Source organism: Cohnella boryungensis (genome assembly GCF_042651945.1).
Taxonomy (GTDB): domain Bacteria; phylum Bacillota; class Bacilli; order Paenibacillales; family Paenibacillaceae; genus Cohnella; species Cohnella boryungensis.
This window is the reverse complement of sequence record NZ_JBHSED010000040.1, coordinates 392,545-413,383: the sequence shown is the minus strand read 5'-3', so window position 1 is coordinate 413,383 and position 20,839 is coordinate 392,545. Positions and strand designations below refer to the sequence as shown.

General features: G+C 57.9%; 21 protein-coding genes. 1 reads left to right on the top strand and 20 read right to left on the bottom strand.

Features of this window, described 5'->3' with window-relative positions:
* Positions 1-17 precede the first annotated feature (17 nt).
* From ACFO1S_RS20720 to ACFO1S_RS20670, 11 genes are all read right to left on the bottom strand, one after another.
* Entirely contained in the window at positions 18-749 is a 732-nt protein-coding gene (locus ACFO1S_RS20720) for a phosphocholine cytidylyltransferase family protein (protein ID WP_204601440.1), read from the bottom strand.
* Between the two features lie 5 nt (positions 750-754).
* Positions 755-1,522, bottom strand: coding sequence for a class I SAM-dependent methyltransferase (locus tag ACFO1S_RS20715; RefSeq protein ID WP_204601439.1), 768 nt, complete (start codon positions 1,520-1,522; stop codon positions 755-757).
* Between the two features lie 45 nt (positions 1,523-1,567).
* A complete protein-coding gene (locus ACFO1S_RS20710; protein ID WP_204601438.1) occupies positions 1,568-2,179 on the bottom strand; it encodes a gamma-glutamyl-gamma-aminobutyrate hydrolase family protein in 612 nt (203 codons plus the stop codon).
* The gene (locus tag ACFO1S_RS20705) at positions 2,176-4,533 is read right to left on the bottom strand and encodes a PEP/pyruvate-binding domain-containing protein (protein ID WP_204601437.1); all 2,358 of its coding nucleotides are present in this window, start codon (positions 4,531-4,533) and stop codon (positions 2,176-2,178) included. The genes ACFO1S_RS20710 and ACFO1S_RS20705 overlap by 4 nt, the downstream gene beginning before the upstream one ends.
* A gap of 4 nt (positions 4,534-4,537) precedes the next feature.
* Positions 4,538-5,878 (bottom strand): sulfotransferase, encoded by a 1,341-nt coding sequence (locus tag ACFO1S_RS20700; protein ID WP_204601436.1) that lies wholly within the window; start codon positions 5,876-5,878, stop codon positions 4,538-4,540.
* Positions 5,875-7,251, bottom strand: a complete 1,377-nt coding sequence (locus ACFO1S_RS20695; protein ID WP_204601435.1) for a class I adenylate-forming enzyme family protein — start codon at positions 7,249-7,251, stop codon at positions 5,875-5,877. Before ACFO1S_RS20695 ends, ACFO1S_RS20700 begins: the two co-directional genes overlap by 4 nt.
* A complete protein-coding gene (locus ACFO1S_RS20690; protein WP_204601434.1) occupies positions 7,229-8,044 on the bottom strand; it encodes a hypothetical protein in 816 nt (271 codons plus the stop codon). The genes ACFO1S_RS20695 and ACFO1S_RS20690 overlap by 23 nt, the downstream gene beginning before the upstream one ends.
* Before the next feature lie 4 nt (positions 8,045-8,048).
* Positions 8,049-9,221, bottom strand: a complete 1,173-nt coding sequence (locus ACFO1S_RS20685) for a beta-ketoacyl-[acyl-carrier-protein] synthase family protein (RefSeq protein WP_204601433.1) — start codon at positions 9,219-9,221, stop codon at positions 8,049-8,051.
* Positions 9,214-9,474, bottom strand: a complete 261-nt coding sequence (locus tag ACFO1S_RS20680; RefSeq protein WP_204601432.1) for a hypothetical protein — start codon at positions 9,472-9,474, stop codon at positions 9,214-9,216. The genes ACFO1S_RS20685 and ACFO1S_RS20680 overlap by 8 nt, the downstream gene beginning before the upstream one ends.
* Entirely contained in the window at positions 9,471-9,734 is a 264-nt protein-coding gene (locus ACFO1S_RS20675; protein WP_204601431.1) for an acyl carrier protein, read from the bottom strand. The genes ACFO1S_RS20680 and ACFO1S_RS20675 overlap by 4 nt, the downstream gene beginning before the upstream one ends.
* Positions 9,735-9,852: 118 nt before the next feature.
* Complete coding sequence (locus ACFO1S_RS20670; RefSeq protein WP_204601430.1) at positions 9,853-10,443, bottom strand: hypothetical protein; 591 nt, start codon at positions 10,441-10,443, stop codon at positions 9,853-9,855.
* Positions 10,444-10,650: 207 nt separating this feature from the next.
* Here ACFO1S_RS20670 and ACFO1S_RS20665 point away from each other — a divergent pair, with 207 nt between their 5' ends.
* Positions 10,651-11,931 carry an MFS transporter gene (locus tag ACFO1S_RS20665; protein ID WP_378127468.1) on the top strand — a complete coding sequence of 427 codons (1,281 nt, stop codon included), beginning with the start codon at positions 10,651-10,653 and terminating at the stop codon, positions 11,929-11,931.
* 111 nt (positions 11,932-12,042) lie between these two features.
* On the opposite strand, the gene spoVM is transcribed toward ACFO1S_RS20665, so the two are convergent.
* The 9 genes from spoVM to def form a co-directional block, all read right to left on the bottom strand.
* Positions 12,043-12,123: a stage V sporulation protein SpoVM gene (gene spoVM / locus ACFO1S_RS20660; RefSeq protein WP_041064529.1), complete on the bottom strand. Its 81-nt coding sequence runs from the start codon at positions 12,121-12,123 to the stop codon at positions 12,043-12,045.
* Between the two features lie 125 nt (positions 12,124-12,248).
* Complete coding sequence (rpe, locus tag ACFO1S_RS20655) at positions 12,249-12,893, bottom strand: ribulose-phosphate 3-epimerase (RefSeq protein ID WP_204601429.1); 645 nt, start codon at positions 12,891-12,893, stop codon at positions 12,249-12,251.
* Between the two features lies 1 nt (position 12,894).
* Positions 12,895-13,800, bottom strand: a complete 906-nt coding sequence (gene rsgA / locus ACFO1S_RS20650) for a ribosome small subunit-dependent GTPase A (protein WP_204601428.1) — start codon at positions 13,798-13,800, stop codon at positions 12,895-12,897.
* A 57-nt stretch (positions 13,801-13,857) separates the two neighbouring features.
* Entirely contained in the window at positions 13,858-15,945 is a 2,088-nt protein-coding gene (gene pknB, locus ACFO1S_RS20645; RefSeq protein WP_204601427.1) for a Stk1 family PASTA domain-containing Ser/Thr kinase, read from the bottom strand.
* Positions 15,942-16,709 (bottom strand): Stp1/IreP family PP2C-type Ser/Thr phosphatase, encoded by a 768-nt coding sequence (locus ACFO1S_RS20640; protein WP_204601426.1) that lies wholly within the window; start codon positions 16,707-16,709, stop codon positions 15,942-15,944. Before ACFO1S_RS20640 ends, pknB begins: the two co-directional genes overlap by 4 nt.
* Positions 16,710-16,715: 6 nt before the next feature.
* The gene (gene rlmN, locus ACFO1S_RS20635; protein WP_378127465.1) at positions 16,716-17,774 is read right to left on the bottom strand and encodes a dual-specificity RNA methyltransferase RlmN; all 1,059 of its coding nucleotides are present in this window, start codon (positions 17,772-17,774) and stop codon (positions 16,716-16,718) included.
* A 35-nt stretch (positions 17,775-17,809) separates the two neighbouring features.
* Positions 17,810-19,210: a 16S rRNA (cytosine(967)-C(5))-methyltransferase RsmB gene (gene rsmB, locus ACFO1S_RS20630; RefSeq protein WP_378127463.1), complete on the bottom strand. Its 1,401-nt coding sequence runs from the start codon at positions 19,208-19,210 to the stop codon at positions 17,810-17,812.
* A gap of 159 nt (positions 19,211-19,369) precedes the next feature.
* Positions 19,370-20,323 (bottom strand): methionyl-tRNA formyltransferase, encoded by a 954-nt coding sequence (gene fmt, locus ACFO1S_RS20625; RefSeq protein ID WP_204601424.1) that lies wholly within the window; start codon positions 20,321-20,323, stop codon positions 19,370-19,372.
* A 2-nt stretch (positions 20,324-20,325) separates the two neighbouring features.
* Positions 20,326-20,817 (bottom strand): peptide deformylase, encoded by a 492-nt coding sequence (def, locus tag ACFO1S_RS20620; RefSeq protein ID WP_204601423.1) that lies wholly within the window; start codon positions 20,815-20,817, stop codon positions 20,326-20,328.
* Positions 20,818-20,839 lie beyond the last annotated feature (22 nt).

Below are 20,839 nucleotides of genomic sequence, written 5' to 3'. Positions count from 1 at the left end.
GTCCCTCGCCCTCTTGGTTAGAATAAGCTTTCATATCGGCCTTCCGACAACCGCAGGTCCCTCTCCGAATCGACCTCCAGCCACAAGCCGTCATAGGGAATCGCGCGAATGCGGACGCCGTCGGCAATCAGCCGTGACAGCAAGCCGGTCATGTCCATTCGAGCGATCTCCTCGCTCCCGCAGGCGCGGGTAACGCGCTTTACGGCGGCCCAGCCTTCCGGGGTAAACTTCAGCAAGCCCATGAACTGCCCGCCAATCTCCTCGATCGACGCGGCCTTTCGTCCAATGTCCGTGAGCCAGCCCTCTTCATCCGTCCTGAACGTTTCGGCATCGGACAAGGGATCCGCGAAGCGCTCCTGCCATAACGCGCGCCAGTTCAAATTGCTTGTCAACGAGATAGCTTCCTTCGCCTCTGCAAGCAAGCGAACGGCTTCAGGAGAATACACGATGTCCGAGTAGCTCACCAGGCATGCCTCTTCCTCAAGCCATTCCGCCGCTTTGCATAAGCTGGCGAACATATTGGTCCGTTCCCAATGCGCATTCTCGAAAAAGGTCGCCCCCTCCGCATCGATGCGGTGAGACTGATAACCTCTCACGATTCCGATATGGCGTATGCCGGCCTGGCGAAGCGCCCCGAGCTGCCAATCCAGCAGCGTTCGCCCGTGAAACGGCGTTAGGCATTTGGGGCGCTCGTTCGTCAATGCCCCCATGCGGCTGCCCCTGCCGGCGGCCAGAATAATCGCTCTCATCCCGTTCACCGTTTCGCCCGAACCGTCCAGGCTCGCGTTTTGTAGGGGACAACGATCGTATCCGCAGAGCCGAGGATGCTCTCGATGCCGCTCATGATTTTCTCGAACCTTTCCGGACCTGCTTGCACCTGAATGTCGTTCACCGATCTCCATGCGTTCAGGTAGCGGGATTTCGTCATCTCCACCTCATGGGGCGCCTCCATGAAAATCAAATCCTCGAACAGCCCGGAGGACAGCAGGTCCTCGTCTACGCCGGACATGTTCGATCCGAGACCGGATGAGACTCGCTTCAACTCCGGCACATAGCTCCGAATCAAGCCTTCGATCTCCTGATGAAGCTCATTGCTCTCTACATCGCGGGGATTCCAGAGCGCGGTGAAATGCCCCCCGGGCTTCAGGATGTTGTGGAATTCCTTTAATGCTGCAGGCTTGTCCGTCCAGTGGAAGGAAGAGGCCATGAACACCCAATCGACAGAGTTGGCAGGCAGACCGGTATCCTCCGCGAAGCCCTTGGACCAGACGAAGCTCCCCCTGCCGACTCCGGCTCCGACGCCTTCGCTTCTCATCGCATCGTTCGGTTCCACCGCGTAGCCCTCCATGCCCAGCTCCGTGAGTATTTCCGTAAGCTTGCCCGTACCCGCCCCCACATCGGCCACCCGCCAAGAGTCGCCGCCTGCCCCAATATGGGCCATCAGCGCGCGAAGCACCCTCTCGGAGTAACCCGGGCGGTTAATGTAATGCGTAGCCAACGCCGTAAAATCCCCATGCTTCATGTGCTTATTCCTCCTGATATCTATTGATTTGGTGAAGCGGCTCTCTTATCCGTGATCGAAGCAAGCTTTGATCCAGCGGATGTCGTCTTCATCAGGAATCCCGTTTCTCTCGGGATGCCACATCATGCCGCTGATCCTTTTCTCCCGGTGGCCGATGGCTTCCACCACCCCGTCCGCCGCTCTTGCCAATACCCGCAGCGGCTCCGCGATCTCTTTGGTCCCGTAGGCATGGTAGCTGTTTTTCACTCGTACCGGCTCTCCGCCTTCCAAGCTCAGTACCCTGTGCCGGGATGCCGTATGGCCTTCCACCGCTGCGAGCCGGACGCCATAGTAGTGCAGAATCACTTGCATTCCCCGGCACACGCCAAGCAGCGGAACATTCAGCGCCAAGGCGCGTTCCAGCAGGAAAAGCTCGACCTCGTCCCGCTCCGGGGACCCTCCCCCGTACGCCGCCAGATGATCTCCTCCCGTGAGCAGAAAACCGGACAGCGGCAGCTCCGACGCCAAGCGGCGCGCCGTCGGAGCATGGTTCGGCAGGGCAATCGGAAGCAGACCGCATTCGGACAACAACGGAGACCAGCGCTGATCCAGGCTGTCTCTCGTTTCTTGGTAAGCCTCGATTCGGATCGTTCTCTGCGTCACCCCGATCAGCTTCATCGAATGATCCTCATCTGCCGGCTTGCGCAATCGATCTCCAGCACCTGGGCTTGTCCGTAACGCTCGTACAGCTTCTCGCCAACGCCGATAACCGCCGGAATGGACAGCTCGCCCGCACGAATCGCCATATGGGAATTCGCCCCTCCGTACATGGTGACGAAGCCGGCGATCTCTCTGGAGAAAATCCAGTCGTATCCGGGGTCTGCGCTGGGAATGAACAAAATGCTTCCCTGCAGGCGGTCGGGATTGCCATCGTCCATGAATACGACGTTGCTTGAGGTCTGCTTGAGCGTAATATAGTTCGGCTCGCATTCGAGCTGGTGATAGGCCCATACGTCGGAGGGCTCGACAATGACCGGGGGCAGACAAAGCTGCAAGGTCGACTCGTAGCGCTCCCTCCCCTTGGCCGAGCTGCGCAGCAGCAGCTCGCGCACATCGCACTCCGATTCATACGCCTGCTTGATGACTCCAATGTCCGCGTAAGAGGCTTCCTCTTTCGTTAATCCGTGCTCCTCCGCCAGCGAAGCGAATAAGCTGATCGCCTCGCTCAGGCTTTTCGTGAACACGAACTTCGAGTATTCCCTTCCTTCGATCGCAAGCTTGAAGAAATCAAAGAGCTGCAGCACATCGCCGGACAAGCCGTGCTTAAGCAGCAGGCTGCGGATTTTGTTGAATTGCGCAAGCGACAGCATAAACGGTCTAGCGTTCGCCGCTTCTTGCCGCGCCTCCCGATTGCCGAAGCTGAAGTATCTGTCAGGGGCTTCGTCATATCTGGGCGATAAGATGTCGTAAGTACCCGGTCTGAGATGACCGTACTTCGTCAGAAAGCTATCCATGTCCAGCTCCGTAAAGTCCCGGCCCATCTTGGAGCTGACGGTTTCCAGACCGTGCATGAAATCGTGGTAATCCGATTCCGACAAAATCTCCACGCTCACGAGCGAGCGCAGCATCTGCGCAGCTACGAAGCCGCCCCGGGCCAAGCCGGCGAAGGGCAGCGTTCCGTATCGCTTGCAATCCTCCAGCAACCAATAGATTTTGGAGACGGCGTCGAGCGAGCTGCGCACGATTTTCTCCCGTTTTCCTTCCAGCTCCTCGATTCGGTCCAAATCCTTGCGCAGCAATCCCGACTCCATATCGAGCATGCGATTCGTCAGCCCTTTGAGCCCTTCGCAGATCGCATCCAGCTCTCGTTCGGAGAAGCCGCGAGCGCCCAGCGCCCGAATGCGCTGTCCGAGATCGAAGGTATAGCAGGAAAACACGATATTGAACTCGACCTTGTCATGGTTTTCCGGCTCCTCCGCCAGCCTATCCACGTAATAATCGATCAGCTTCTCGCTGAGGGCGTCCTCGAATTGCTCCGGCAGGAAGGAATTGAAGCTTACGCGCACGTCGATATAGGGAAACCCGCCCAGATGAATCAGCAGCGGAAAGCTTCGCAGATTTTTGTATCCGTAATTGTTCCGCTGATACGCCCAGATGCTGTCTGTCACAAGGTCCTTATACAGCGACAGCGCCAACGGTCTCGGACGGACTCCGATGATTTCGGCGGGATTCCAATCCGGCATAACGCCGTATACCGTGCGCTTGCCGTACAGATACGGCTTGTTTCCTTGCGATTGGGCGACCTTGCTGTAGACGCGCGACAAGATCCCGGCTTGAACTTTGCGTTCCGGGACGGGAAAGGAGACGATCAAAGGCCGGACCTGCAGCAGGTACAGAACGCCTTTCCGATCCGTCGCGAACTCAATGTCCAGCCGATCCGATGAAAAAAGCCGCTCCAGCTCTTCGATCAATGCGAGAATTCGGTCCAGAGGCTGCGGCGCCGGAACCGGCGAGTCCCTAAAGCAATAATAAGTTCTGGAATAGGCCGCGCTCCCCGAGGTGATGGAAGAAGCGGAGCCGGTAATCCCATCGTAATTGATGACTCTGTAGTTGCCGCCGTTGTTGGGATTCAGGCTGAAAGCGACCCCGCTCATCGCGATCGTCCGCAGCATCGGCTGAATCAGCACCTGATGCTCCGCGGAAGCCTCCCCGTAGGAGGCGAATACCCGATCCACGGCATCGCGAAGCTGCAGCCGTCCTTTTACCTGAGGGATCGACAAATATTTCCCGGCCAGCGAAGCATGCTCTCCATCCTCGTCCCGCGCGCTGCTTCGGACGATGACGGGCCGCCTAAACCACGACAGACGCTCCAGCGCAGCCAGCGTCCCTTCGCGGTCGGATCGCCATTGCGCCAGACTGAGCGCGTACTGCGGCAGCACAACCGCCGCTTGAACAACGTTTTCCAGGCGGCTTAGCGTTTCCGCCTTGCTGCCGAATTGGAGGACGATATCGCCTCGCTCCAGCTTGTTCATCGACTCACCCCGAAAGACAGATTGGTTTCACCTGGCGCAGGTCGGCATTGCTCCGATCCAAAGCTCGATCTTCAAGCGCGAATTGGGAAAGAATTCGTCTGATCATCATTCTGTTCGTGCCAAGCTCGCTTGGACTCGCTCCGTACTGAGCTTCGAATTTAAATGGAACGCTCAGCAGTTCCGGCAAATCCTCGTCCTCCGCAGGGGAAGCGTCCGCGTAGCCCCATGCCTTGAATTTCCGCCATAGGAAGCGCTCCAACCGCTTCTTGTCATCGTCGGAAAGCAGCTCCCCATACTCGTTGGAGGTCGTAATCGTATTGAATCCCGATACGGCCGCCGAGGTCGTCGTATTCCACCACTTCACGTCCCCGAAGGTGCTGCTGAGCAGCGTATCGCTCCAATCGAGATCAAGCGCGTCGCACAGCGACTTCAAGATGGTATGCGGTCCGCGATGCAAGTCCTCCAGCCGGATCGCCAGCGTTCTGTCGACCCATTGGGGCATCGCCGGCGTATGCTGCAGCACAAGCTTAAGCTGAAAGCACAGATTGTATATATTGGCTTGCCCGGATTTCAGCTGAAACTTCAGCGCGGAAGCGAAGGCGATATCCGGTCTGCGAACCATATAGAGCAGCCGCAGGTCGGGAAACAGCGCGAGCAGCCGTTCGGTTTCCTTTATATAGAGGCCGAAATGAATGCCTCCCTCGACGATGGTCGGAATCCCCTTGCGGAAGTCGTAGGTTCTGCCCAGCCCGTAGGCTGCCGCCAATTGGACCGCTTGATAGAACAGCTTCGCATCAGGAGCCTCTTCCGCCCCCAGAAACTTACTCAGCCCCTCCCTGAACCGGATACGGTCGATGCGAAATACATAGTCCTGGGACTCCCCCATCGAGCACATCCCGTTTAATTGGGGCTCCTTGTAGACGCGGCCCTCGTTAAATTCGAACGGTAGCTTCTCCATGACCGCATCCGCGATGGCATCGGAGTTCAGCGGGAGACTGCGCTCCAGCTTCTCCTCCCACAATTCGAGCAGCTTCGTCCCGTCCAGCATCGTCAATACAATCTGGGGATGCCCGTCCAGCAGGCTTTTGAGAAAATGAGTGCCGCTTCTCCCGTAGCAATACAGGCTTATCGCCTTATTCATCGATTTCGCGCATTCGGCCGGAGACGGGGTTCGTCTGTCCAGCTCCCGGCTCATTCGCGCAGCCCCCCGCTCCGCCTCCTGCCTTTCCTCGATCTCGTCCGCATGGCGCAGTGCTCTAAGGTAGGCATCGTTCGCTTCCAACAGCTTTCCGCTCCGCTCGTACTCTCCCGCATGCCGCAGCAGCAGCTCTGCCCGCTCGCTCATCGCGCTCCCTCCAGCCGTCTGCGAATGACTTTTCCGGTCGAGGTCCGAGGAAGCTCATCGACCCAATAGAGAGCCTGGGGGATTTTGTGAGCAGCCATATTCGTTCTGCACCAGGACAGCAGCTCTTCCTCCTTGCAGCCGTCCTTGGCTTGAACGTAAGCGCCGACGCTTCCCGCCTGCCTGTCCGCATAGACCGTCACGTCCGCGATTCCGGGAAATTGCCGCAGCTTCGCTTCAATCTCCAGCAGATCGACCTTCAGGCCTCCGATCGCCATGACCGAATCCATCCTCCCGTGCACGTATAACAAGCCATCCCGCCGTTCTCCTCTATCGGACGTATGGAAAGCTCCCTCGCGGTAGCGCTCCGCGCCTTGTTCGTCTAGATAAGGACATTCCGCCAATCGCACCGCAATCTCCTCTTCCCCGGCCATAGACAGCTCGACGCCCTCCAGCACGCATCCGACGCTTCCCGGATGCTCGCCCTTCCAATCCATTGCGAGCACGCCGGTCTCGCTTGTGCCGTATTGCTGTCCGATCCGGACGCCATACTTGGCGGCGAATTGCTCGTACAGCTCGATGGATAGCGGCTCTCCCGCGGATATCGCCGCTCTCACATCCGGCAGCGGCTGATCGTCCGGAGATTCCAGCAGCAGCTGGTAATGGAACGGCACGCCGTAAATGACCGTGATCCTGTCCTCCCGTATCGTCTTCAGCAGACTTTTGCTCAGATTGACCGAAGCAAAATGCAAAGCGGCCCCGCGGCAAAGCGTTTGCATCAGGCCGTTCAGCAAGCCGTACGTATGGCATAGCGGAGACAGCGCGAGCACGCGATCCTTCTCTTCCAGATAGCGCCCTCCCGACAGCTTCCGCATATCTAGCAGCAGCGCTTCCGCTTTGCGGCCGATCGTCTTCGGTTTCCCGGTAGACCCGGACGAAAATAGCCGCAGCGCATATACTCGCGGGCTTTCCTCTTCATGCAGTTGATCCACACCAACCGCGATTTCCTCCTTGAATCCGCCAAGCGGCGAAGGTGCCTCCGTGGGGTGAATAAAGAAATTCGGTCTCTGCGATTGGATAATATCGTCTGCTTCCGCACGCTTCAGGCGAGGATCGATCAGCATCGCCTGAGCTCCTTGCTTCCATAGGGCATACAGGACATAGACAAAGGTAAAAGAGTTCGGAAGGCTCATGGCTACAAGGCTGTTCCGGCGAACACCTTGATCCGCCAGTCTCCTCCGCCAGCGCTCGATTTCCGCTTCCAGCATTCCGTACGTAATCCCCGTTTGATGCTTTAACGCCAGCCTGTCGAGGTCCGGCGCGCTTGGAAACAGCCGCGAATAGAAATCGCCGTTATCTGCTAAGCCTGATTTCATAACCATTCCCCCCGAAATCTCTTTCGCGGATCAGCGTCTGCCGACGCGTGGCTCCGCCCCTGTCCGCCTCCAGATCGGCAACGGTCCTCGCGATCTCCAGCAGCGCCGGGCAGGATCGGCCAAAGCCCGGGCTAGCCTCCTGTTCAGAGGCGGCAGCGCATGCGATCAACGTCTGGCCGGAGCTCACGGACAGCTCTTCCTCCTCCTGCGCCTTTTCCACCAAGAGCGAAACGGCCCAATCGAAGGAGACGCCCCCGGGCTCGTCCGTATTCAGCCATGCGAACATCTCATCCGCTCTGTCCGAGCGGGTCTCGACTCCGATAACAAGCACCTGCTCGACCGAATCCATCCCCAGATACAGCTCCGCCAAGGACAAACCGGCGTATGCGGTATGCCCGTATCCCGCGAAGCAGGTGAACATCTCCGTCAAGCTTTGTTCCCGCGACAAATAACCTAGGATCGAGTTCGGGACCGATTGGTAGAACAGCAGAGCATTATGGATTTTGCCCTGCAGCAGATTCATACTGGCCAAATCCGCCGTCGTCGTGTCTCCGAAGGTGCTGCCAAGCACGACCGCCAGCCTCCGCGGATCCTTTACCTTCCCGTTCGCGAAGTGGGGAGCAAAGCATTGCTGAACGAGGGGGTTAAAGCCGGATTCGATAAACCCGGGCACCGCAGGCAATTCCGCCGACCTTGCGAGGGCCTCTTCTGTGCCGTCCAGCCACTCGCCCAGTTTGTCCGACGTTCTGCCCCAAGGCCCGATAGAGCAAATCGAAGCGATGGCTAAGCTCATGGTTTCATTCCTTTTCCGCATTTATTTTTTGCAGCACGATGGCAATGTTGTTGCCGCCAAAGGAAGCGTTGACGTTCATCACCGTATTCAGGCTGCTCGGTCTCGGCTCATTCGGAACGTAATCCAGCTCGCACTGCGGGTCCCTCTGCTCATAACCGGCCGTAGGCGGAATGATGTTGCGGTTCATGGCGATGATGGAAATCGCCGTCTCAACGGCGCCGGTGCCCTCCAGAATGTGACCGGTCATCGATTTCGTAGACGAGACCGGAATTCGGTAGGCTTCTTCTCCCAATGCCTTCTTCAGCGCCAAGGTTTCGCTTCGATCGTTATGAAGCGTTCCCGTGCCGTGCGCGTTAATATAGTCCAGCTCGCGGCTTGTTATGGAGGCTTTGGCCAGCGCCTTGGAGATCGCATGCGCCATGCCCGCCCCCTCGGGATGAGGCTGGCATACGTGGAAAGCGTCGCACGACAGTCCCCAGCCGATCATCTCGGCTTTTATAGCCGCTTTTCTCTGCCTTGCCCGCGCAAGATTTTCCAGAACGAGCATCGCCCCCCCGTCGCCGAGCAGCATGCCGCTGCGATTGGCCGAGAACGCGCGCACTCTCCCGTCCGCGGCGAAGGCGCGTCCCGAATTAAACTTGGCGAACATTTCCTCCGTGACCAGAGAATAGCCCCCGCAGAGCACGATATCCGCCTTCCCTTGCGCAATAAGCTCATAGGCGAGACCGATCGCATTGCTTGAAGCGATGCAGGCATTATTGAGGCATATCCTCTGCCCCGCCCCGACCATGCCGAATCGCGAGGCCAGCAAGTTCGCCTGGTACGCGGGCATGAACTCCAGAATGCGCCGATCCGTTTCCTCGGCAGATTGCTTGCTGCGCCAATAGGCTTGAAGCGCATCGTAGTCACCCGCGATGCCCAGCACCAATGCCGCATCCCTTATGTCGGGAGAGCCGGCATCCTGAAGAGCCTCCTCCGCGCAGCGAATGCCCAGCTCCGCCAAGCTCCCGTCGAATTCCGATTCCGCCGCATAGCTTGTGCGGAATAGGCGGGTATCGAAGCGGCTCACCGGTCGAAAGCCGTGCCGGCCTGCGAGGATCGAACGAACGACAGCCGCTTCTCCGAAGCCGAACGGAGTCGCGATCCCGATTCCCGTCACTGCCACTCTATTAATCACCGCTGCCTCCCGCTTTTTCTTCGATTAATCGGTATATCTCGTTAATCGAACGAAATTTGGCATAGTCCTCGTCCGCCCACTGAACGCCAGGGATCAGCCTTTTCTCCAAGCCCTCCAGAAACCACAGCAGAGCAAGCGAATCCAGCACGATCTCCGTGTCTTCGTCCAGCTCCCCCGCAATGCTCGAAAACAAGTCCCGCTCCAGCAGCAGCTGCTTTAAATCCTCCTTCGTCACGCGGGGCATCGCGGTCATCGAACCTCCGCGCGGCCGACGATGATGGCGACAAGCCGCTCTAGATTGGCATTGGCGAGCTCAGCGAGCTCATGATCAGGAATGACGACACCGAATTGCTCCTCTATTCTGGCCACCAGCTCGATCAACCGAATGGAATCCAGGTACAGCCCTTCATCGCCCAGAAGCGTGTTCCCGTCAATCCTCTCGCGTTCAAGCGGAATGTTCAGCTTGTTCTCTATCACATCCAATAATATCTCCTGCACATTCTTCTCCGTCATTTCCATCGGCCTCCTCTGGCAGCTTCGTAAACCGGCATCGACTCCCGGCTATGTGCTAATGAAAGTATCACCCCGCGCGCTCGCGTTTCAATAGAATATGTAGGATTGAACCTCGCCTTTAAATTCCGCCCGGCGTCGTACCGATCGCGGCGGGGCTTTCCGGAAGCTGGATCGGGACCGCCTCCAGAAGGCGCGGATTGAAATACTCGAGCAGATGAATGCCAGGCGATTCGTAAGCCGCGAACGTAATCGTATATTCCTTGTAAGGGACCTCCCTGAATTTCTCGCGGAACAGCAATTCATACGGGTTCCCGAACAAATCGACGACCGTTCGGCCTTCACGCCACCCGCAGCGCAGCAGACTGCGGCCGTTGGCGATGCTTCCCGCGCGGATCATATGTCCGATCCCCTCCCGCTTCTGCGATATTCTGTCGTAGACATCCTCCGGAACCTGCTGCGGGTAGATGACCGCGATATTCTGGGAGACCTGCATTCCGCTCCTTTCCGCAAGCAAGCAGGACTCTCTCAGCAAGATGTCCTTCCCTTGCGGATCGACTTCCGGAAGCCGGTTCTCTTGAAAAGACTGGCTCAGCACACGAGGGATCAAGCTGTCCTGGAGCACAAGCTCCAGCATATCCGTCGTTCGGTTCTCCGAGGCCAGCAGCAGCTGGAAAACGAGCTTTTTGAACCGCTGCAGTTCTGCCTGCATCTCAACCACCCTCTCGTTCAAAAGTCTGGCTAAGATACTATCCGACGCCATGGGGTTTCGCAATACTGCGAGAGGGCTTCTCTTCTTGCTCTTGTGCGATTATTTAATATTTTATTTAATTTTACATATTTTGTTGAACCTTCATCATGGACATGCTATGTTGGGTAAATTAGGGATTTTGCTCAAGGTTACAAGTCAGATCAGAGGATGGAGAGAAGCATTAATATGCTGTCGCGCTTGAGAAGAGTCGTTGCGCCCGGGGGATTTCTCGGCAACCCGTTTATCCGAGTCATTCTGGTTTCGAATCTGTTTTTGCAGATCGGCATCTGGATTCGAAACTTCGCCGTACTGCTCTTCGTAATGGAAAAGACGAACAACGACTCCGTTGCCGTTTCCTGGCTCTATGTTGCCGAATTTACGCCGATTCTCGTCTTTTCCGTCATCGGCGGCGCTTTTGCGGACCGTTGGCGCCCCAAGAAAACAATGGTCATCTGCGACCTGCTAAGCGCATTGTCCATTTTCCTGATTCTGCTCGCGCTTGCAGGCGCTTCGTGGAAGGCGATATTCTTCACGACATTCCTGTCGGCCATCCTCTCGCAGTTCTCCCAGCCGTCCGGCATGAAGCTGTTCAAGCAGCATGTGCCGGAGGATCAGCTTCAGACGGGAATGGCCTTATATCAAGCGACGATCTCCATCTTCATGATCGGAGGTCCGGCTATCGGCACGCTTGTATTCAAATCCTACGGCATTTACGTTTCCATCGCGCTGGTCGGAATTTGCTTCTTGATCTCGGCGGCTTTGCTTCTGCGGCTGCCTGCCGATCGATCCGTAGAGAAGAACAAGCAAGAGGCCAACATTTGGCTGGAGCTGCGGGACGGTTTTCGATACGTCGTCAAGCGCCCGATCTTGAGACTCATGGGGATCGCCTTCGGCCTGGGCGGCATTGCCGTGGGCTTGACGCAGTCGCTCGGGATTTTTATCGTGGTCGATCGCCTGCACCTGGACAAGGAATTCTATCAGTGGTTTGCGGTCGTCAACGTCGTAGCGATGGTTGTCGGCGGAGCGTTCGTCGTCGGGGTGTCCAAAAAAATAACGCCGCAAGTCATATTGGCCATCGGCAATCTGTTCTGCGCGATCACCTCGATTGCCATCGGCTTAACCACGCTGCTGTTCTGGTCGCTGTTCTTTCATTTCATCCGCGGCTTCGTGCTGCCATTCGTGCAGGTCGGCATTAATACGATCGTGCTGAAGGCGTCCGAAGAAGCCTTTGTCGGTCGGGTCAACGGCATCTTCGGTCCGATCTACATGGGGATGCTTGTCCTAATGACCTCGCTGTCCGGCTGGTTAAATACGTTTATTCCGCTGGCGGGCATGTTTATCTTCTCCGGCATCGTGTTTCTGGTCGCCACGGGAATTATCTCGCTTATGTTCCGAATCAAGCTGTCGGAGACGCGCGATACCGGGGCAGCCTCTTCGATGAGCGCCTGAGGCGCGCTTCCTGCCGCAAAAGAGCCGTCAAAAAAGAAGCCTGCCCTGCCATGATCGTCCTATCATGGCCTCGGGTCAGGCTTCTTGTCGTCTGTATGAGCCTACAAGGCGTCAATTTTTGTGAAATGTATTGAGAATCGCTTTGACGAAGCCACCCAAAAATTTCGGCAGCTTGATGGTGTAAAACTTCATCGTCCCATCCCTCCTCCGCAGGCTGAACCCTTGCAGGCTTCCTCCATCGAAGCCCGCTACTGATTCCAATGTATGCGGAGGACATTTTGTCCTATACCTGACAACCCGCAATTGGGCGGTATAGCTTATCTCAGCGAAGCAATCGCGGCCTTCCGATCCGCGTGGTTGAAGACGTAGGTTCCCGCCACCAGCGAGTTCGCTCCGGCTTCTCTTACGAGTGCGGCCGTCTCGGGATTAATGCCCCCGTCGACCTGCACATGGATATCGTCCCGTCCGTGCCGCTTCAGCATCTCCCGCAGCTCGCGAAGCTTGGGCAGCATGGCCGGCAGGAAGCTCTGTCCTCCGAAGCCGGGATTAATCGTCATGATCAGCACCAGATCGATCTCCTCCAGCATATACTCCAGCACGGACAAAGGCGTATGCGGGTTCAAGGCAACCCCTGCCTTCATGCCTAGCGCCCGGGCCTCCGTCAACGCGCGATGGAGATGAACGCACGCCTCGGGATGAATCGTCACGCGATCCGCTCCGGCTGCCGCGAGCGCAGGAAACAGCGCTTGCGGGTTGTCTACCATCAGATGAACGTCGAACAGAAGCTTTGTCGCCGAACGGATCATCGACACGACCGGCGGTCCGAACGTCAGATTCGGCACGAAGTGTCCGTCCATAATATCAATATGTATCCAATCCGCTCCGGCAGCCTCGATGCTGCGAATCTCTTCTCCCAGCGCGGCAAAGTCCGCAGCCAGAATGGAGGGTGCGATAATCGTCATGTTAGTACCTCCGCTTGATTTCTTTCCACTCCGCCATGAAGCCGACATAGTTGTCGTAACGGCTTGACGCGATATGGCCCGAGTCCCGCGCCTCTATGACCGCGCAATGGGGCTCATGGGTGTGCGTGCAGCCCCGGAACTTGCACGACTGGGAATAGTCCGTAAATTCACGAAAGCAGGAACCGATCTCATCGATGCCAAGCTCGGCGAAATCCAGCTGGCTGAATCCGGGGGTATCCGCCATATAACCTCCGCCGGCCAGCAGGATAAGCTCTACGTGCCGCGTCGTATGCTTGCCTCGTCCCAGCTTGTCGCTGATCTCGTTCGTTTCCAGCTGGAGTCCCGGCACGAGCGCATTCACCAAAGAGGACTTGCCGACGCCGGATTGGCCGGCCAGCACGTTGATGTGCCCAGCCAGCGCCGCTCTTAGCGTCTCCATGCCTTCCCCCGAATGAGCGCTGGTCTTCACTACCTGATAGCCGATCGTCGAATAGAGCCGTTCCGCCGCCTCCATCTCGCGATGAATGCGATCGCCTTCGTCCCCCTCCGGGATGCGGTCCAGCTTGGAGAAAACAAGGATCGCATCCATGCCGGCATGCTCGATGTGTACAAGAAACTTGTCAAGCAGAATCAAGCTGAGCTCCGGCCGAATGACCGAAAAAACGAGAATCGCCAGATCGGCATTCGCGATCGGCGGACGGACAAGCTCCGAGGAGCGCGGCAATATTTGCTCGACGGTGCCTTCGCCGTTCTCGGTATGGCTATAACGGACGCGGTCGCCGACCAGCGGCGACTCGCCCCTTTTCTTGAAGATGCCTCTGCCCCGACATTGCACCGGTTCTTCGTTGTCCGGGCCTTGGACGTAATAATAACCGCTTAACGCTTTAACGATAATACCTTCGGGCACAGCATACAGCTCCTTTAGGTCAACCCCGTTCGAAATCCATGGACAAAAATCAAAGTCCTATTGACCTTCTTCATTCTCCCCGGTCAGTGGATCTCCGCCGTCCACCGTGCCGGAAGAAGCGTCGGGAGGAGGACTTTCCTCTTCTCCGCCGCTCGGAGAAGGATCAGGGGATGAGCTTGCCGGAATGACCAGATAAGGCACCGGCTCTTTTTGTATAAACTGACCGTCGCGATAGATCGTAATCTGACCGTCCTTCGTCGGCGACAAAATAAGCGTAACCGGGATTGACGTAGTGGACTTGATGTTTTTCGTAATTTCCATGTTGTCCCCCGTCGCGTCGGAGTAAACGATTCTGATTTTGCTGGTCTGCCCTTCTACGGCCGGAGACACGGTTACATCCAATCTCTGCACCTTGGAATCGTCCGGATACCCGTTGCTGACCCAGATCGTCACTTCCGTCTGCGGAGTCACCATCTCGTTCTTCTCCAGCGGGAATTGCTTAAAGACCGTTCCGGCCTGGGAGTAGCTCGGCTCGCGAATGATCTTGCCGGAAGGCAGCTTCAGGTTGGCTTGCTCGATCGCAGCCTTCGCCTCCGCTTCCGTCTTGCCGATCAGGTCCGGCATCGGGAAGGCTTCCTCGCCTTTGCTGACGGTAAGCGTGATCTTCGTATCGGAGGCCGGATCGAACGAGGCTTTGGCCGCAGGATACTGATCCAATATCGTTCCGGGCTCGCTCTGGTCGTGCTTCTCGCTCGGGAGAATGTTGTTCTCGTCAACGCCCATCTCCTTAAGCATCTCGACCGCGGCCTCGTACTTCAGTCCCTTAAGCGGAGGCATCTCCGGCAAGTCTTTGGCTTGGCCGATTGTCAGCTGGATCGCCGAGCCCTCCTTCGCCTCCATGTCCTTCTTGGATTGAGCGATAACCCTGCCGACTTCCTCCTTATCCTCGACCACCTCTCGCAAGATGGGCTCCATGATGACAAAGCCGGCTTGTTTCAATTCCTCTATGGCCGGTAATTCCTCTTTGCCAATCACGTTCGGAACCATCACGTCCTCGTTGCTGATCTGTCCTCGCAGCGCGGACACGGCCCAGATCAGCACCGCGATCAGAATGACGGCCATGGAGCCCAGTATGACGGGAAGCACCCACTTGCGCTTGCGTCCCCCCGTCTCGTCCTCGTTCCAGCTCTGCTCGGAGGCCGACACTTTGATAGCGGGCGCCTCCAGCGTATTGCGCATGTCCGGGCGAATCGCGGGGACGATCTTCGTCTTGTCTTCCTCGTCCTCCTCGTCGCTTTCGTAATGGCGCGCAGGCTCGTTAAGCCGCTGCGGCTGCATGCAGGTTTCCAGATCGCGCAGCATCTCGCGAGCCGATTGGTAACGCTCGTGAGGATTTTTGCGCATGGCCCGCAAAATAATGTTTTCCACGCTTTGCGGAATATACGGATTTACTTTGCGCGGCTGCTCGAACGGCTCCTGCAGATGCTTCAGCGCAACGCTGATCGGGCTTTCCCCGAGGAACGGAAGCCGGCCCGTCAGCATCTGGTAGAGCACGATGCCCAGGGAATAAAGATCCGATTTCTCGCCTGTCGCCACGCCCTTGGCATGCTCGGGAGAGAAATAATGAACCGAGCCCATGACCGAGCCCGTCTGGGTGATCGTGGAGGACGTCACCGCGCGGGCGATCCCGAAATCCGTGACCTTCACCCGGCCGTTATTGCCGATTAGAATATTATGAGGCTTAATATCGCGGTGAATAATTTGATTCTGATGGGCATGCTCCAGCGCATCGCAGATTTGCGAAGCGACTCTGACCGCTTCGTCTGCTTGCAGAGGAGCGCGCTCGCGAATGATTTCGTTCAGATTGGCCCCATCGATAAATTCCATGACGATATAGTGTGTATCGTCGACTTGTCCGACATCGTAGATGCTCACGATATTCGGATGCGACAAAGAAGCGGCTGCCTGCGCCTCGCGGCGGAACCTCTTCACGAAGTCGTCGTCATGGGTAAACTGCTGGCGCAGCACCTTCACGGCCACAAAACGGTTCAATAGCAAATCACGCGCCTTGTAGACCAATGCCATGCCGCCTCCGCCTACGCGAGCCAGCAGCTCGTAACGTCCGCTTAGCGTATGTCCGATCATGCCGATTCCCCTCCCGCAGCGTATGCCTGCCCGTCGTCGGTAACCAGCACGACGGTAATATTGTCGTCTCCGCCCGCATCCAGGGCCATATCGATCAGTCGCTGCGCCTGCTGCTCCAATTCGGAATCAGCCTGCTGCAGCGCAGCCTGCAGATCCGCAGGCTCCACCAGCCCGCTAAGCCCGTCGCTGCACAGCAAGAGCACGTCTCCGGGCTGCCACTCGATCGCTTGAACGTCGGGCTCTACGTCCCGGTCCGTGCCAAGCGCTCTTGTCAGCACGTTTCTTCTTGGATGATGAGCGGCTTCCTGCGGGCTGATCTGGCCCGACTTGGCCAGCTCGTTCACAAGAGTATGGTCTTCCGTCAACTGCTCCAGCTTCCCTCCGCGCAGCCGATAAGCCCGGCTGTCTCCGATGTGGCCGATCAAGCCCGCGCTGCCATCCAGCAGCGCAAGCACGACCGTCGTCCCCATATTGTGGTATTGTTCGTTCAGCGACGCCGTCTCGAAAACGACCTTGTTCGCCTTGCGAATGAGCTCCCTAAGCGCGGGAGCGCTGTTCGCGACGGATTCCGCCCCGCCCCAGGCTTTCAGCGATTGAACCAAGCTGTCGATAGCCAAGGAGCTGGCCACGTCTCCGGCACGATGGCCGCCCATGCCGTCCGCGACAATTGCCGCGGTCAAGCCGTCGGTCAAGCCGCCGCTCCAAGCCAGATCTTCATTCACTTGCCTCACCTTGCCCACATGACTTCGCAATACCGTTTTCACCCAAGATCACCCCGTCGTCTCCATATGCTTCGCCCGCAGCTGGCCGCATGCCGCCGCGATATCGTGGCCTTGCTCTCTGCGAATCGTGACGTTAACGTTTTTCTTCTGCAGCACACGCTGAAATTCGAAAATCGCATCCCGGGGAGTTCTCACGTAGTTGCGCTCGGGCACGTAGTTGACGGGAATCAGATTGACGTGACAGAGCATATCCTTCAGCACGTCGCCGAGCTCCTCCGCATGCTCCGCCTGGTCGTTCACCCCGCCGATCAGCGCGTACTCGAACGTAATTCTTCGTCCCGTCTTCTCGATATAATACTTGCAGGCGTTAATGACATCAGCGAAGGGAAACCTCCGGTTGACGGGCATCAGCTTCGAGCGCAGCGCGTCGTTGGGCGCATGGATCGAAATGGCCAGATTGATCTGCGTATTCTCGTCGGCGAACCTGATCATGCTCGGCACGATGCCGCTCGTCGACACCGTTATATGTCTCGCCCCGATGTTCAGTCCTTTCGGATGAATCATCGTCCGCAGAAACTGCATCGTGGCGTCGTAATTTTCAAATGGCTCGCCAATCCCCATGATGACGATGCTCGAAACCCGCTCATTGAAGGGATCGAGAATTTTTTGCGATTGCACGACCTGAGCGATGATCTCCCCCGCCGTCAGGCTGCGCTTGAGGCCGCCCAGCGTGGAGGCGCAGAACGTGCAGCCGATCCGGCAGCCGACCTGCGTCGTAACGCAAACGCTGTTGCCGTAGTTGTGTCTCATGATAACCGTTTCGATCGCGTGCTTGTCTTGCAGCTCGAACAGAAACTTCACCGTTCCGTCCTTCGACTCGAACTTGGCGATCTCGGTCAGCGTGACGAAGCGAAAATGAGCCTCCAGCTTCTCTCTCAGCGACTTCGACAGGTTGCTCATCTCAGCGAAGGCTCCGGCTCTCTTCACGTAAAGCCAATCGAAGATTTGCCCTGCCCGGAAAGCTGGCTCTCCCTGCTCCTTAACCCACTCCTGAATCTGTTCCAGCGATAAATCGTAAATAAAAGGCTTGCTTTGTTCGTTTTCCAACTTTGTCACCACCATTCGTTCATTTTACCATAAATTTATCGGCTTTGCTTTCGCATACGGGCAATGAAGAAGCCGTCGCTGCCGAACTGGTTGGGAAGGAGCTGGAGCATCCCGGAGAACGACTCCGGAAGGCTGCCGGCCTCGCGCAGCGGCGCCAACGTCTCATCCGGCCACTGGGGGTCCAGGCAGAAATCCGGATGGCGCTCCAGAAAAGCCCGAACTCTGTTCTCGTTCTCCTCCGTCCCGATCGTGCAGGTGCTGTATACGAGCGTGCCTCCCGGCTTTACGAGCGTGCCGGCCTGCTCCAATAGGCGCCCCTGCAGTTCCGACAGACTCTTGATATCCTCAGCCGTCTTGTTCCACTTGATCTCCGGCTTGCGGCGAATAACGCCGAGCCCCGAGCACGGCGCGTCCAGCAGCACGAGATCGCACGAGCCCCGTTCAAGCTTCCCGGCAAGCTCCAGCGCGTCGCTGGCCATCGTCTGCACGCAGGTCAGGCCGAGTCGCTCGGCTTGCTGCCGGATTAAAGCTTCTTTATGAGGATGCACATCGTTGGCGATCACCTTGCCTTCGTTGCGCATCCGCTCTGCCAGATGCGTCGATTTGCCGCCCGGAGCCGCGCAGCAATCGAGCGCCACCATGCCCGGCTTCGGATCGGCCACGGCCGCGACGAGCATCGAGCTTTCGTCCTGTACCGTGAATTTGCCCTGCTTGTACCAATCGGTATGGACCAGATTGCCCGCTTTGACGGCAACGATTCCCTCCCGCGTCAACGGCGAAGGCGCCGCTTCGATTCCCGCGGCCTTCATCTCGGCGAGCACTTGCTCGCGGGTGCTCTGCAGCTCGTTGACTCTCGCCGACACATGCGGCGGCTCATTGTTGGCAGCGCAAATCTGCGCAGCCGCAGACTCGCCGAATTCCGCGATCCAGCGCTCGACCAGCCACAGAGGATGGCTGTGCGTGAGCGCCAGACGCTCGGCGGGAGACAACGAGGCCGGCAGCGGAGCCTCGAAGCCTTCGCGCTGCAACCCGCGCAGCACGCCGTTGACCAGACCGCCGATCCCCGCATGCCCGCGCTTCTTCGCGATTCGCACAGCTTCGTCTACTGCCGCGTGAGCAGGCACGCGGGTCAGCCATCTCAGCTGGTAATAGCTCATTCTCAGCAGGGCGCGCACCCACGGCTCTATTTTATTCGGCCAGCCCTTCACCCGGCTTTGCAAGGCGTAGTCGATCGTATTCAGGCGCTGGATCGTTCCGTAGACCAGCTCCGTCGCCAGCGCCGCGTCCGGACGCTCCAGCCCCGCGGATTGCAGCGCCTGATTCAGCTCCAGGCCGCTGTACGCCCCCTGCGTCTCTACGTTATGCAGCACGCTCATCGCAACCTCGCGCGCGCCTTGCGGTTTGCCTCCGGGCAAACGATTCGTTCTTTTCATCATTCGCATCCTTATCCTCGTATTTCTTCGTTCTTCCCCGACAAGCAAGTAAAAACGACTTCGCCGTCCTGGGGGACGGCGGTAAACGTTTTGTATCGCGCTATCAGTTGGGATAAAAAAAGACTAAATTCTATACTTCTGATATTGCAAAAAAGCTCGGGGTTACCCGAGCACCTTACCGGGAGCCAGCCGCGCTCCTTTGGCAAACTCCGTTGCTTTGAGCGCTTTTTTGCCGGCGGGCTGCACCTCCGTCAATACGAGCGTGCCGTCTCCCGTTCGAACGCGGATGCCCATCGCGTCCGCCTCCAATACGGACCCGGGCGCAAGCGACTCCCATTCCCGCCGCAACCCCTTGTCCGGGCTTTGGGGGATGTCGCATCCCCATACCTTGAACACTTCGCCGTCCAGATAGGTGAAGCCGCCCGCCATCGGATTGAGCCCTCTCACGCGGTCGAAGATGCGCCGCGAGCTTTGGCTCCAGTCGAGCTTCTCGTCCTCGCGGGTCAAATTCGGCGCGTAGGAGGCCTCCTCCTCGGATTGCGGCGTGCGTCCGGCCGTGCCGTCGACAATGCGCGGAAGCCACTCAAGCAGCAGCGCAGCGCCCGATTCGCTGAGCTTGCCGAACATCGAGCCCGCCGTATCCTCGTCCGCAATAGGAACCTCGACCTTGGCGATCATGTCCCCGGTGTCCAGCCCTTCCGCCATGTACATGAGCGTTACGCCGGTAACCTTCTCCCCGTTGATGATCGAGCGCTGGATCGGCGCTCCGCCCCGATAGCCGGGAAGCAGCGAGCCGTGCACGTTGATGCAGCCCAGACGCGGCATGTCCAGGACGGATTTCGGCAAAATCTGTCCATATGCCGCCGTTACGATCAGGTCCGGAGCGATGGCCGCCACCTCGGAGACGCCCTCCGGGGAACGCAGCCTTTCCGGCTGCAGAACCTGAAGCCCCCGCTCCAGCGCGAACACTTTCACAGGCGACGGCGTCAGCTCCCTCTTGCGGCCTTTTGGCCGATCGGGCTGCGTGACGACCGCCGCAATCTCGTAGCCTTGCTTAAGCAAAGCCTCAAGGGAAGGCACCGCGAAATCGGGCGTTCCCATAAACAATATTTTCATGCTTACTCTCCATCCTGCTGCTGGTCTTCCGGCTTGCGAGCCTCGTAGACGGACTCCGCCGTATCGATAAACAGCACTCCGTTCAAATGATCCATCTCATGCTGGAAGGCTCTGGACAGAAACTCCGTGCTGTCATATTGAATCGGATTGCCGTTGCGGTCCTGTCCCCGGATCACGATCCGATTGGCCCTGCGAACGTCTCCCTGCAGCCCCGGAATGCTCAAGCAGCCTTCCGGACCCAGCTGTTCGCCTTCCGAGATTACGATCTCGGGATTCACCATCTCGATGAGCTCGTGCTCGTCTCCCACGTCGACGACGATGACTCGCTTCAATATTCCGATCTGCGGCGCAGCCAGCCCGACCCCGTCGGCGTCGTACATCGTATCCGCCATGTCGTCCAGCAGCTTGTGCAGGTTGGCATTGAATTTCGTCACTTCCTGCGCTCTTTCCCGGAGCACGGGATCGGGGTGTTTCACGATTAACCGAATGGACATAACGGCATCCTTCCTTTTCGTT

Excerpts from the sequence above, each read along its gene's own strand:
- pknB (WP_204601427.1), bottom strand. The coding sequence starts at position 15,945 with ATGATCGGACATACGCTAAGCGGACGTTACGAGCTGCTGGCTCGCGTA.
- def (WP_204601423.1), bottom strand. The coding sequence starts at position 20,817 with ATGTCCATTCGGTTAATCGTGAAACACCCCGATCCCGTGCTCCGGGAA.
- ACFO1S_RS20670 (WP_204601430.1), bottom strand. The coding sequence starts at position 10,443 with ATGCAGGCAGAACTGCAGCGGTTCAAAAAGCTCGTTTTCCAGCTGCTG.
- ACFO1S_RS20705 (WP_204601437.1), bottom strand. The coding sequence starts at position 4,533 with ATGAACAAGCTGGAGCGAGGCGATATCGTCCTCCAATTCGGCAGCAAG.
- ACFO1S_RS20665 (WP_378127468.1), top strand. The coding sequence starts at position 10,651 with ATGGAGAGAAGCATTAATATGCTGTCGCGCTTGAGAAGAGTCGTTGCG.
- ACFO1S_RS20700 (WP_204601436.1), bottom strand. The coding sequence starts at position 5,878 with ATGAGCGAGCGGGCAGAGCTGCTGCTGCGGCATGCGGGAGAGTACGAG.
- rsmB (WP_378127463.1), bottom strand. The coding sequence starts at position 19,210 with ATGATGAAAAGAACGAATCGTTTGCCCGGAGGCAAACCGCAAGGCGCG.
- ACFO1S_RS20720 (WP_204601440.1), bottom strand. The coding sequence starts at position 749 with ATGAGAGCGATTATTCTGGCCGCCGGCAGGGGCAGCCGCATGGGGGCA.
- ACFO1S_RS20675 (WP_204601431.1), bottom strand. The coding sequence starts at position 9,734 with ATGACGGAGAAGAATGTGCAGGAGATATTATTGGATGTGATAGAGAAC.
- ACFO1S_RS20695 (WP_204601435.1), bottom strand. The coding sequence starts at position 7,251 with ATGAAATCAGGCTTAGCAGATAACGGCGATTTCTATTCGCGGCTGTTT.
- ACFO1S_RS20710 (WP_204601438.1), bottom strand. The coding sequence starts at position 2,179 with ATGAAGCTGATCGGGGTGACGCAGAGAACGATCCGAATCGAGGCTTAC.
- ACFO1S_RS20715 (WP_204601439.1), bottom strand. The coding sequence starts at position 1,522 with ATGAAGCATGGGGATTTTACGGCGTTGGCTACGCATTACATTAACCGC.
- ACFO1S_RS20690 (WP_204601434.1), bottom strand. The coding sequence starts at position 8,044 with ATGAGCTTAGCCATCGCTTCGATTTGCTCTATCGGGCCTTGGGGCAGA.
- fmt (WP_204601424.1), bottom strand. The coding sequence starts at position 20,323 with ATGAAAATATTGTTTATGGGAACGCCCGATTTCGCGGTGCCTTCCCTT.
- rpe (WP_204601429.1), bottom strand. The coding sequence starts at position 12,893 with ATGACGATTATCGCACCCTCCATTCTGGCTGCGGACTTTGCCGCGCTG.
- ACFO1S_RS20680 (WP_204601432.1), bottom strand. The coding sequence starts at position 9,474 with ATGACCGCGATGCCCCGCGTGACGAAGGAGGATTTAAAGCAGCTGCTG.
- spoVM (WP_041064529.1), bottom strand. The coding sequence starts at position 12,123 with ATGAAGTTTTACACCATCAAGCTGCCGAAATTTTTGGGTGGCTTCGTC.